Here is an 11,696-nt window from a genome sequence, read left to right on the forward strand (position 1 = left end):
AGGCGCGGGCCGAGCGGTGGTGGGGTGGCCGCCGAGCATCCAGGACTCCACCGTGGCCAGGCACTCGGCCTCGTGCCGGGCGAGGTGGTCGCGCAGGGCGAGCAGTTCCTCTGCGGCGGGGCTGTCCTTGACCGCCTTGGGCACCGATTTGAGCCGCCTGCCGGCGGCGTTCTGGCAGGCGAGCGCGCCGCCGTCGAGGGCGAGCCGGTAGCCGCCTCCGGCCTCCACCCACGTCACATCTTCCGACATGGCTGGCATCTTTGCAGAAGTCAGCGACAATCCCGTTTTGCCGGATTATTCGGCCGATGACAGGACGAGGCGGATCGAGTAGTTCCGATACCCGAGCCGCTCGAACGAACGCGCCATCGGCACGTTCCCCAGATCCGTGTCCGCCGCGATCCGCCGCGCGCCCCGCCTGGCCAGGAACCTGGTGATCTCCGCCAGCAGGTCGTCGGCGTAGCCGTGGCCGCGGTGCTCGGGCACCACGCCCAGGTAGCCGACGACCGGCCCACCGTTGTTGGCCGACGGCAGCGCGACGCCGACCAGGTCGCCGCCCGGAGTGTGGGCCAGCATCCACCACGAACGCTCGCCCGGCATCGACTTGTAGTCCTCGACGTCCTGCCTGGCCTGCTCGATCGGGTCCATGGTGGCCAGCGCCTCGCGCGTCTCGTGGTCGAGCGTGCCCTCGGCGACCCGCCGGAACGCCTCGGCGAACACCTCGTCGTCGTCCTCGGTCCTGAACACCAGCCGGCCGGAGGCGGCGGGCAGCGGGTCGTCCTGGGTCCACTCGTAGCGCAGCCGCTCCAGCTCGAACGTCAGCCCGGCGCGGGCCGCCGCCTCCTGCCGCCAGGCGATGGCCGCGGCGACGGCGGGGCGCTCGCGCCAGCCGTTCGGGAGGAAGACGTGGTAGGCGGGCCGCGTGCCGTACACCTCGTGGGCGTGGGAGAGCAGGTCTGCGGCGAGCGCCACGCGGTCTTCCACGGAGGGGTCGACGTAGACGCAGTCGAGCGCCATCGGCTGGTCGCTGCCGGCGAAGCCCCACCAGACGGCGCGGGCCATGACACGCCCGTCCTGCTCGGCGATCCAGACGCGGTCGTGCCGGTACTGCCCGTCGGCCAGAAAGCCGGTCAGGCGGCCGGGGTCGGCCCAGCTGATGCCGTCATCGACGGTGCAGGCGAGCAGGCGGTCGAGATCAGACTCGACCGAGGGGCGAAAGAGCACACTTCCTCCACAACTTCCAGGTCGGGGGACTCTAGCAAGTAGAGTCTTCGACGATGAACCACACGATCTCGCCCACTCCCGGCGCCCTGCTCGGCGACGACGCCTACGCCTGCTCGTGCGGCGCCTCGTTCGCCGGCCGGATGCCCGCCGAGCTCCACGCCGCCGAGAACGACCGGTGCACCGGCTGCCTCGGCTCCGGCGAGGAGACGATGGCGCCCGGCGTCACCCGGCCCTGCACCAACTGCGCGGGCAGCGGGGGACGCAGGGAGCAGATCATCTGGCAGCTGGCACACTCCGAGGCGGAGCAGCTGATCACGATGAGCACGGTGCGGGGGGTGATCGCCGGGTTCGACGGGCCGTTCCGGCTGTCGGAGATCGCCGACCTGATCCGCTCGGGCCTCGACCTGCCGGTGGGCCGCCTTCCGGTGGGGCCGCGGGTGCGCGACCTGCTCCTGGAGCTCCAGTCCATGGGCGAGATCACCATGATCTCCGCCCCCGACGAACTCCTCGACGGCACCGACGTCGTCCTCTACCGCGATCCGAGCTGGCAGCGCACCCCCACTCTCGGCATCTGACCCCCCTTTTCTTACGTTACGGCTCGCGCCCCCTTGCCCGGACTCGCCGTCGTGGGCCGGGGTCTGTCGAGCGCCGGTCGTGAGGGCTCACGGGGTGCTCGCCGTGACGACTCCGCTGTTGCCCGGCCTTCGGGTCATCGGCCCTCAGCCCACCCACCATTCGGCGAGCCACGGGGCGGTGGTGCTGTCCTCTGAGCGCACGGGGGTCGCACTGCCCCTACCTCCGGTGCCCCCGGGCGTGCTTTCTCAGGCTCGGGCGAGGAGTTCGCCGTGGAGGATGGAGAACCAGCCGTCCTCGTCGGCCGCCCAGGTGCGCCAGCCCTCCGACAGCCGCGCCAGGTCCGGCGCGGTGGCCAGGCAGGTCGAGGTGGCCTGGTGGGCCAGCGCGGAGGAGACGACGCGTTCGGCCCACATGCCGCCCCACCACTCCCGGTCCTGCGGTGTCGAGAAGCACCACGTGGAAGAGGTGGTCGTCACGTCGGAGAGGCCCGCCTGCCTGGCCCACGACGGCAGCCGGCGCCCGGCGTCGGGTTCGCCGCCGTTGGCTCGGGCGGCGCGCTGGTAGACGTCCATCCACGCGTCGAGCTCCGGCAGTTCCGGGTACCAGGCGAACGCCGCGTAGTCGCTCTCGCGCACGGCCACGATGCCGCCCGGCTTGGTGACGCGCCGCATCTCGCGCAGCGCCCGCACGGGGTCGGCCACGTGCTGGAGCACCTGGTGCGCGTGCGTGACGCAGAAGGTGTCGTCGGGGAACGGCAGCGCGTGCACGTCGGCCACGGCGAAGTCGATGTTGCCCGCTCCCCTGGCCGCCGCCTCGTCGCGCGAGAGCTGGAGCGCCTCGTCGGTGACCTCGGCGGCGGTGACGCGGGCGACGCGCGTGGCCAGGCCGGCGGTGATGGTGCCGGGTCCCGCGCCGACGTCCAGCAGGCTCATGTGCGGCTTGAGGTGGGGCAGGAGGTATCCGGCCGAGTTCTCGGCGGTGCGCCAGCGGTGGGAGCGCAGAACGGACTCGTGGTGGCCGTGTGTGTACATGAGGATCACCCTAGTCTGCATCTCAGGATTTGGAAGAATGTGTCTTAAATGGCGAGACTCGCGGTGCCGTACACTTGTTGCGAATCTTTCGCATCTAGGGAGGGCGTCCGTCGTGGGAGAGGTCCGTCCGATCGTGTACGTCGGGGATCCGGTGCTGCACACCCCCTGCGAGCCGGTCACCCGGTTCGACGAGGCACTGGCCGCGCTGGTCGACGACATGTTCGCCAGCATGTACGCCGCCAAGGGCGTGGGCCTGGCCGCCAACCAGATCGGCGTCGGCCTGCGCGTCTTCATCTACGACTGCCCCGACGCCGACGGCGAGCGCCAGGTGGGCGTGGTCGTCAACCCCACGCTCGAACTCCCGCCGGTCGGCGAGCGCAATCTCGACCCGGGCGACGAGGGCTGCCTGTCGGTCCCCGGCCAGTACGCGCCGCTGCCCCGCGCCGACGTCGCCACCGTCCACGGCCAGGACCTCACCGGCGCCCCCGTCACCGTCGAGGGCACCGGCCTGATGGCCCGCTGCCTGCAGCACGAGAGCGACCACCTCGACGGCCACCTCTACATCGACCGCCTCCCCGCCAAGCGCCGCAAGCAGGTGCTCAAGGCCTACGAGGAGTCGCTGACCACCACCTGAGCCGGGTCAGAAGGTGAACATCCGCAGGCCCGGCTCCAGCGGCCGGGGCGGACCGGTGTAGCGGTGGACGCCGACGGTGAAGTCCTCCCGGGTGAGCCCCTCCAGCTCGAAGCCCTCCTCGGCGAACCACGAGCACACCCGCGGCCCCAGGTCGGGCTCGCGGCAGTGGCGGGTCCAGATCACGGTGGCGCCCGGTGAGCACAACATCGGCAGGTAGCCGATCGTGCGGCGGACGTCCGCGTCGGTGATGTTGCCGAAGACGCCGCAGACCAGGACCAGGTCCGCGGGGACGGCTCCGGCGTAGGCGTCGGTGAGGGCGGCGTCGGCCGCGACGACCTCGACGCCTTCGGGGGCGGACTGCCGCGCCAGCCGTACGTTGCGCTCGTCGAGCTCCACCAGGCGGGCGCTGACCCCGGCGCGCGCGGGGTGTCCGGCCAGGACGGGCAGCAGGTCGCGGCCCTGGCCCGCGCAGAGGCTGACCACGGTGCGCGCGCCGGCGTCGAGCGCGCCGGAGATCGCCGCGCGCACCACCCTCAGCCTGCGCCACAACGGAGAACCTGGGGAGTCGTAGCCGGTGTGCCAGCCGTGCCAGTCGGGTTCCTCCATGATCGCCATGCTAACGCCGCCGGGCGGGCCGGGACCCGGGCCCCGGCCCGCCCGCACCGTCAGCGCGCCAGGCGCACGGTCACCGGGCCGCCTCGTGCGCGGTGACGGCCTTGGCGCCGAGGCCGACCCGGGCGTAGACGGCGGGCTGCCGGGCACGCAGCACCAGCGCCCAGCTGACGCCCAAGGCCATCGCCGCCACGTACACCAGCGGCAGGATCCAGGTCAGCGGGTCGCCGGGCGGCACCCCGAGCAGCGCGTCGATGTTCGCCCAGCCGAGCCACACCATCACCGCCAGCAGGATCGCCGCCGGCACCGGCGTGACAAGCCTGCGCAGCGCGCTCTCCCCGCTCGGCTCGCGCACGAAGAACACGATGACCGCGATCGACGTGGTGAAGATCAGCAGCAGGACGCCGAACCCGCCGAACGCGCCGCCGTAGAAGAAGAGCTGGACCAGCGGGTTGAGGCCGAGCACCGCGTAGACGACGATCACCACCAGGCCAAGCACGCTCTGGGCGATCGAGCCCGCCTGGGGCGCGCCGCTGCGCGGGCGGGTGCGGCCGAAGACGGCGGGCAGCACACGTTCGCGGCCCAGCGCGAAGAAGTAGCGGGCCGTCGTGTTGTGGAAGGAGATCATCGCGGCGAACACGCTGGTGACGAACAGGACGCGGGCGATGTCCACGACCAGCGAGCCCAGGTGCGAACCCGCCAGGACGAAGATCGTCTCGGCGCCGTCCCTGGTGGCCGTGGCCACGATGTTGCCCGGCCCGGTGGCCACCGTCATGGCCCAGGCCGACAGGGCGTACAGGCAGGCGATGATGACGATCGAGGAGTAGGTGGCGAGGGGCACGGTGCGGCGCGGGTCGCGGCTCTCCTCGGAGAACACCACCGACGACTCGAACCCGACGAACCCCAGCGTCGCGATCACCAGCAGCGCCCCCACGCCCGGCACGAACAGCGCGCCGGGCGACAACGTCTCCAGCGACAGGCCGCCGGGGGCCGGGTTGGCCAGGTCGGCGAAGTCGAACAGCAGGATGACCGCCACTTCCAGGGTCAGCAGGATGGCCAGGAGCCGGCCGTTCACGTCGACGCGCATGACGCCGAGCACCGCGACCAGCGCCCAGACGATCAGCGACAGCACCCACCAGGGCGGCGCCGTCCCGAACCACCGTTCGACGATGGGTGTGGCGGCCGCGCCGAAGGCGCCGTAGAGGCCGACCTGGAGGGAGTTGTAGGCGATCAGCGCCACCCAGGCCGAGGCGATGCCGGCGGGGCGGCCGAGGCCGCGGCTGACGTAGGTGTAGAAGGCGCCGGCGTTGGCCATGTGGCGGGCCATCGCCACGTAACCGATCGCGAACAACGCCAGCACCAGTCCGACCACCAGGAACGCGACCGGGAGACCGGTGATCTTCGTCACGCTGTAGCCGGTGGTCATCACGCCGGCCACGACGGTGAGCGGGGCGGCGGCCGAGAGGACGAAGTAGACGACCGAGGGGGCGCCGAGCCGATCGGCGGCCAGAGCGCGGGTGATCGGGTCTGGCTGGGGGGTTTCCATCGGCATCCTTTCTGTGTGGAGGGGTGGGGGTGCTGCTGGTCAGTGGGGGTCGCGGCGGCTGCGCTCCGGGCCCTTCCGTCTCGCGCGGGTACGCCCGCCGCTCGGCCGTTCGCTCACGGGCGAGAGGTGCCCGGGCGGGGCGATCCCCGAGGCCCGGCATACCCACCCGGCACACCCAAAGGCTGTCCGCAGCCCGGAGCCTCCCGGCAACCCACGGCTCAGGACCAACCCACCGCCTACGGGTAACTCACGGCTTGGCGGCGGTCCGGGGCTTCTCGGCGATCCGAGGCATTGCGGCGATCTGCGGCATTGCGGTGAACCGAGGCGTCGCGGGGGGCCGAGGCTTCCGGGTAATCGGGGGCTTCGCGGTAAGGCGGGGCCTTCGGGGGAGCCGGGGCCCTGGGGAGGGCGGGGGCGCCGGGGGGAGCTGGGTGGGCGGTGAGTGGGCATGGGGCGGGGCCGGTCAGGTGCGGTAGGTCAGGACGGCGTCGCCGACGGCGGCGTGGACATGACGGGCCAGGTCGGTCAGCTGCGGCGGCAGCGCGGCCAGGACGGTGGTCAGATGACGCCGGGCGGTTTTTCTCTCGGCCGGGTCCTCCACCACGACGTCGGTCATCCCGCACGCCTCCACCAGCGACGCCAGTGCCATGTCGTGCGGGTCGAGCGGCTGCCATCGGGTGAGCGCCATGTGGAGGCGTGTTCTGGGCCATGCGGCCGGACCGAAATCGGTGGCGAAAAAGCGGCCCGGCTTGCGGCGCCATAATTTCGGCGCTTCACGTTCTAGGAATCCGGCCAGGATCATTCTCCCGGACACGTCGTCGACGGCCCGCTGCGACAGGTACACGAGCCAGGTCCGCAGATCCGTGTGCTGCGGCATGCTGCCCATGTCGGCGAGCACCCGGTCGGCCACGACCTCCTGAACCGGCCGCGGATCGACCAGCCGCACCGTGGACCCGCGCACCCCGACCCGCCCGGCCAGCACGAGCTCGCCGATGAGCGCCCCGGCCAGCCCCAGTTCGACTCCCTGGACATGCAGCCGCGGACGCCCCGTGCTCGTGGTGTCCCAGCCGACCAGGAAGAGCTCGTCGGCTAGCGCCCGCATGATTCACCCTTTGTGGAAGCCCGATATTCGATACCGCTCACATGACCAGAGCGAAATATCTATCAGACGGATGATCGCCGGGCTAGTCCCATTTAATTAGGTGCAACGCGTTTTAGAATGATATTTCATTGCGTCGCGAGATATTCCGCATACACCTTTTTCGGCACGGTCATCCGCCAGGCCTCCACGACCAGCTCCCGCATCTCGTCCACCTCCAGCGCCGCCATCCGGGCCTGGACCCACTGATAGCGCAGGTCACCCTGGGACGGCATGAGGAACTTCTCCGGCTCCGCCGCCACCAGCGCCTCCCGCTCCTCCTTCGGGAACCCGAACCCCATGATCGTCTCGTCCCTGGAGAAGGCCACGTAGACGATGCTGCCCACCCGGAACTTGACCCGGTCCCGGATGAGATGCTCCGATGAGCGCGGCAACCGCGACGCCACCTGCCGCACGTCCTCAACAGTGATCACGGCTCGACCCTAACCGGACCCACCGACAATTCCCGGCCGCCGCCTCGTCTCCCGCGCTGGCCGCCCTGACCAGGGAACCGGCCCACGGGGCGGCGTTACGGCGAGTACGCCGTGAGCCCTCACGAGCGGCGCTCGACGGGCGCCCGCCGGGGTCGGCGATGCGGGTTGGGGGGCGGAAGCCGTAACTTATGGGACAGAGCGATCAGGAGACGCTGCGATACAGGTCGGCGGCGAGTTTGTTGATGCGCTTCACCGACGCGTCCCAGGTGCCGGCGGCCGGGTGGGCGGTCAGCAGGGCCATGACGAGGCGGTCGTCCTTGCCGAGCAGGCCGGTGGTGTGGAGCACGGGGTGGCCGTAGTCGGGGACCGTGGTGCCGCGCGCGCTGGCGGCCAGGACGCTGATGGGGCCGCCCCCGATCGGCGCTCCGGCCGAGGCGGGGATGATCTCGGCCGCCGCGGTGGTGTTCGCGCACCGGACCGGAGGCGTCAGGCCGAACCCCGACCACCCCTGCTTCACCGCCCACGGACGCGGGATCGCGCCGGGGATGCCGAACGACTGGTCGAAGCCGTCGGTCCCGCACCGCGTGGACTTGCGCAGATGGCCGAGGACGAGGTCGCGCACGCGCGGGTCGGCGGTGTCGAGCAGGTAGCGGTAGGTCTTGACGATGTCGTACGCGCTCAGCGACACGTATCCCCAGAAACCGGGCTTCGAGGCGGGCGGCGGCGTGGTGTCGGCCAGGCGCAGCTTGCGGGCCATCCGGGTGATGATCGCGCCCTTGCCGCCCCGGTTCCAGAACGAGGTGGCGGCGCCGTCGTCGCTGGAGCGCAGCATGATCCGCAGCAGCCGCGCATCACCCGCCTGGACGCTCTTGTGGGTCTCCAGGAAGTCGATCGCAATGAGGATCTTGCTCACCGAGGCCGACCGGAACTTCCTGCGCGCGTTCTGGTGAACAACGATCTTCCCCGTCGTCCGGTCGAACACGACATATCCGGCGGTGGTGCCCGCGGGAACCTTGGGCCGCTTCACAGCGGGTGTCTTGGAGGGGGTCACGTTCGAACTCTCCGTACCGCCGGCGGTGCCGGATCCGAGGGGGTGCGCACTGCTCTGCGCGCTCGACGACGACCCGGCGGCTCCGGCCGCACATCCGGCCACCAGGGGTACGGCTGCCGCGAGCGCGGCCAAAGGCTTAATTCGCACCCGACCATAACTACCAGATCCACCCACACCCCACCCGCCACCCGGCCATTCCCCCACCCCCGCCAAGCCACAGACCACACCCCCACCCCATCCCACCGCGACAGACCAGGCCACAGTCCAGACCCACCGACGCCTGCCGCGGGCACGGCACGATGGACCCGGAGCCCGCACACGCCTCGGGACCCGGCGCCTGGGGTTAGCTGGAGGATTCCAGGCTTTGCTCCGGGACCTCTTGGGAGGTGGCGGCGGGTTCCGGGGTGGTGGCGTGGAGCATGAGGCGGTCGTCGGTGCCGGCGTCCACCTTCACCGTGCCGCCCTCCCCCACCTCGCCGGTCAGCACCATGGTGGACAGGCGGTTGTCCAGTTCCCGCTGGACCGTGCGGCGCAGCGGGCGGGCGCCGAACTCCGGCTGGTAGCCCTTCTCGGCCAGCCAGTCCTTGGCCGCGTCGGTGACCTCCATGCCGATGTCCTGGCCCTTCAGGCGCTGGCGGGTCTTCTCCAGGAGGAGGTCCACGATCTGCCGCAGTTCCTCCTTCTCCAGGCGCTTGAAGATGATCGTCTCGTCGATCCGGTTGAGGAGCTCGGGGCGGAGCGAGTGGCGCAGCAGGTCCATGAGGCGCTCCTCCAGCTCGGCCGCGTCGCCGGTGGAGTCGAGGATGAGCTGGGCGCCGATGTTGCTGGTCATGATGACGATCGTGTTGGTGAAGTCGACGGTACGGCCCTGCCCGTCGGTGAGCCGGCCGTCGTCGAGCATCTGGAGCAGGATGTTCATGACGTCCGGGTGGGCCTTCTCGATCTCGTCGAGCAGGATCACGCCGTGGGGGCGGCGGCGCACGGCCTCGGTCAGCTGCCCGGCCTCCTCGTAGCCGACGTATCCGGGCGGGGCGCCGATCAGCCGGGAGACCGTGTGGCGCTCCTGGAACTCGCTCATGTCGATGCGGACCATGTGGTCCTCGCCGCCGAACAGCGCGTCGGCCAGGGCGCGGGCCAGTTCGGTCTTGCCCACGCCGGTCGGGCCGAGGAACAGGAAGCTGCCGATCGGGCGGTTCGGGTCCGACAGGCCGGCACGGGCGCGGCGCACGGCTTCCGCGATCGCGACCACGGCCTCGTCCTGGCCGATGACACGCTGGTGGAGGTGCTCTTCGAGGCGCATGAGCTTGTCGCGTTCCTGCTCGGTCAGCTGGGCCACCGGGATGCCGGTGCGCCGGGAGACGACCTGGGCGATGTCGGCGACCGACACCTCGGGGACGCTGTCGTCGCCGTGGCGGGCGTTCTCCAGCTCGGGACGGAGCTTGTCGATCTCGCGGGTCAGCTCCTTGGCGCGGTCGAAGTCGTCGCTGGAGACGGCCTGGTCCTTGTCCCGGTGAAGGCTGTCGAGACGTTCCTCCAGCTCGCGTACGTCGGCGCCGGGGGTGCGGGCGCGCAGCCGTACCCTGGCGGCGGACTGATCCATGAGGTCGATCGCCTTGTCCGGCAGGAACCGGTCGGAGATGTAGCGGTCGGAGAGCGTGGCGGCGGCGTCCAGCGCCTCGTCGGTGATGCGGACCTGGTGGTGCGCCTCGTAGGCGTCGCGCAGGCCGGCGAGGATCTCCACCGTCTGCTCGACCGTCGGCTCCGGGACGAGGATCGGCTGGAAGCGGCGTTCGAGCGCCGCGTCCTTCTCGATGTTCTTGCGGTACTCGTCGATGGTGGTGGCGGCGATGACGTGAAGTTCGCCGCGGGCCAGGGCGGGCTTGAGGATGTTGGCCGCGTCCATGCCGCCCTCGGCGGAGCCGGCGCCGACCAGGGTGTGGACCTCGTCGATGAAGACGATGGTCTCGTCGGCGTGCTCGCGTACCTCGTCGATGACCTTCTTGATCCGCTCCTCGAACTCGCCGCGGTACTTGGAGCCGGCGACCATGCCCGTCAGGTCGAGGGCGATGACGCGGCGGTCCTTGAGCGTGTCGGGGACGCTGCCGTTGACGATGCGCTGGGCGATGCCCTCCACGATCGCGGTCTTGCCGACGCCCGGCTCGCCGATGAGGACCGGGTTGTTCTTGGTACGGCGCGAGAGCACCTCGATGGCCTGCTCGATCTCGTCCTCACGGCCGACGACCGGGTCGATCTTGCCCTGCATGGCCTCCTCGGTGAGGTCGCGGCCGTATTCGTCGAGGGCGGGCGTCTCGCCGGAGCCTTTGGTCGAGCCTTCGGTACGGCGGGTGGGCTGGGCGGCGCCGGACATGAGGGCCTGCTGCAGTTCGTTGGCGGAGGCGCCCTGCTCGGCCAGCAGGCGGGCGGCGCTGGAGTCCGGGTTGGCGGCCAGGGCGAGCAGCAGGTGCTCGGGGCCGATGTAGGAGGAACCCAGCGCTCTGGACACGCGCTGCGCGTCGAGAATGGCCCGCTTCGCGGCCGGGCTCAACGTGTCGGGCGGCTGGCCCGCGGCGCCTGCTCCGGCGCCTGCTCCGGCTCCGGCTCCGGTGAGGGCGGCGATGCGGTCGTGCAGGCGGTCGGCGTCCACGCCCGAGGTCTGCAGCAGCGCGCGGCCCGGGTCGTCCTGGGTGGCGGCGTCGAGCAGGTCGAGCACGTCCAGGTCGTGGGCGCCGCGGCGGGCGGCGATCTCCAGGGCGCTGGTCAGCATGTCGCGGGCTGACTGGCTGAGGAGCTTGCCCACGTCCACACGCTGGACGCTGGGACGGGAGGGCGGCCACGCGTCCATACCGCCGAAGACCCGGCCTGTGAGCTCCTCGAACCCGCGGAACGGATCCCTGCCAAAGAACGACCCGAACGGCGATGCTTCCGACATGACCTCTCCCCTCTCCGGAAAGGCCCATTACCGGAAACCCGGACAAACAACCCCAGGTTTCCGCAAAGTTCCCAACCCTCCTACCGCCCCGAAAGCACCACCACCATGGCGCGGGCAAACACCCGAGACGTCCCACCCCCAGGGGTTGACCCCCTCAGAGGCGGTCACCCCAGGCGTGCACCCCCGGGAGGGGGTCAACGCGAGGGGGTGCCCTCCGGCAGGGGCCAACCCCCTGGGGCGGGACGCGCCTGGACGGACGCGCGTGAGAGGCGACGCGTGGGCGCGATCCGCCCGACGCGTGGGCGCGATCCGCCCGACGTGTGAGTGCGGGGAGGGCGACGCGTGAGGGTGGGGAGGGCGACGCGTGAGGGTGGCCGTCCGGCAAGGGGCAGCGCGTTGGGCGCAATCCGCGATCCGCAGGGGCGCGGGGGCGCTGGGGCGCTGGGGCGCAGGGGCGCGGCTTAGGCGACGCGGGGCGCGCGGGGGCTGGCGCGCGCGGCGACTGTGGGCGCGCGGGGGCTTGC

The 11,696-nt window shown here is 71.3% G+C and carries 11 protein-coding genes; 2 read left to right on the forward strand and 9 right to left on the reverse strand.

Features of this window, described 5'->3' with window-relative positions; translation table 11 throughout:
- A partial coding sequence (locus tag ACFWY5_RS57440) for a DUF4132 domain-containing protein (protein ID WP_379640314.1) occupies nt 1-249 on the reverse strand: 249 nt, incomplete at its 3' end.
- Between the two features lie 45 nt (nt 250-294).
- A complete protein-coding gene (locus ACFWY5_RS57445) occupies nt 295-1,221 on the reverse strand; it encodes a GNAT family N-acetyltransferase (protein WP_379640316.1) in 927 nt (308 codons plus the stop codon).
- Between the two features lie 53 nt (nt 1,222-1,274).
- Here ACFWY5_RS57445 and ACFWY5_RS57450 point away from each other — a divergent pair, with 53 nt between their 5' ends.
- Complete coding sequence (locus tag ACFWY5_RS57450) at nt 1,275-1,796, forward strand: hypothetical protein (protein ID WP_379623205.1); 522 nt, start codon at nt 1,275-1,277, stop codon at nt 1,794-1,796.
- Nucleotides 1,797-2,042: 246 nt separating this feature from the next.
- Here ACFWY5_RS57450 and ACFWY5_RS57455 read toward each other — a convergent pair whose 3' ends face one another.
- Nucleotides 2,043-2,834, reverse strand: a complete 792-nt coding sequence (locus tag ACFWY5_RS57455) for a class I SAM-dependent methyltransferase (RefSeq protein WP_379640319.1) — start codon at nt 2,832-2,834, stop codon at nt 2,043-2,045.
- 106 nt (nt 2,835-2,940) lie between these two features.
- On the opposite strand from ACFWY5_RS57455, the gene def reads away from it, so the two are divergent.
- Nucleotides 2,941-3,462, forward strand: a complete 522-nt coding sequence (gene def / locus ACFWY5_RS57460) for a peptide deformylase (RefSeq protein WP_379623203.1) — start codon at nt 2,941-2,943, stop codon at nt 3,460-3,462.
- Nucleotides 3,463-3,468: 6 nt separating this feature from the next.
- Here def and ACFWY5_RS57465 read toward each other — a convergent pair whose 3' ends face one another.
- From ACFWY5_RS57465 to ACFWY5_RS57490, 6 genes are all read right to left on the reverse strand, one after another.
- A complete protein-coding gene (locus tag ACFWY5_RS57465; RefSeq protein ID WP_379640317.1) occupies nt 3,469-4,068 on the reverse strand; it encodes an SAM-dependent methyltransferase in 600 nt (199 codons plus the stop codon).
- Between the two features lie 79 nt (nt 4,069-4,147).
- On the reverse strand, nt 4,148-5,620 hold the full coding sequence (locus ACFWY5_RS57470; RefSeq protein WP_379623199.1) for an APC family permease: 1,473 nt from the start codon (nt 5,618-5,620) through the stop codon (nt 4,148-4,150).
- A gap of 463 nt (nt 5,621-6,083) precedes the next feature.
- A complete protein-coding gene (locus tag ACFWY5_RS57475) occupies nt 6,084-6,722 on the reverse strand; it encodes a GPP34 family phosphoprotein (RefSeq protein ID WP_379623197.1) in 639 nt (212 codons plus the stop codon).
- A gap of 125 nt (nt 6,723-6,847) precedes the next feature.
- Complete coding sequence (locus ACFWY5_RS57480; protein WP_379623195.1) at nt 6,848-7,192, reverse strand: MmcQ/YjbR family DNA-binding protein; 345 nt, start codon at nt 7,190-7,192, stop codon at nt 6,848-6,850.
- A 202-nt stretch (nt 7,193-7,394) separates the two neighbouring features.
- Complete coding sequence (locus ACFWY5_RS57485; RefSeq protein WP_379623193.1) at nt 7,395-8,243, reverse strand: hypothetical protein; 849 nt, start codon at nt 8,241-8,243, stop codon at nt 7,395-7,397.
- Between the two features lie 343 nt (nt 8,244-8,586).
- Nucleotides 8,587-11,172, reverse strand: coding sequence for an ATP-dependent Clp protease ATP-binding subunit (locus ACFWY5_RS57490; protein WP_379640318.1), 2,586 nt, complete (start codon nt 11,170-11,172; stop codon nt 8,587-8,589).
- Between the last annotated feature and the right edge of the window lie 524 nt (nt 11,173-11,696).

Origin of the sequence: Nonomuraea sp. NPDC059007, from assembly GCF_042740555.1 — a bacterium.
Lineage (GTDB): Bacteria > Actinomycetota > Actinomycetes > Streptosporangiales > Streptosporangiaceae > Nonomuraea.

What these genes read in the sequence shown, in the direction of transcription:
- ACFWY5_RS57450 (WP_379623205.1), top strand. Translation starts at nt 1,275, where the DNA reads ATGAACCACACGATCTCGCCCACTCCCGGCGCCCTGCTCGGCGACGAC.
- ACFWY5_RS57465 (WP_379640317.1), bottom strand. Translation starts at nt 4,068, where the DNA reads ATGGAGGAACCCGACTGGCACGGCTGGCACACCGGCTACGACTCCCCA.
- ACFWY5_RS57470 (WP_379623199.1), bottom strand. Translation starts at nt 5,620, where the DNA reads ATGGAAACCCCCCAGCCAGACCCGATCACCCGCGCTCTGGCCGCCGAT.
- ACFWY5_RS57475 (WP_379623197.1), bottom strand. Translation starts at nt 6,722, where the DNA reads ATGCGGGCGCTAGCCGACGAGCTCTTCCTGGTCGGCTGGGACACCACG.
- ACFWY5_RS57490 (WP_379640318.1), bottom strand. Translation starts at nt 11,172, where the DNA reads ATGTCGGAAGCATCGCCGTTCGGGTCGTTCTTTGGCAGGGATCCGTTC.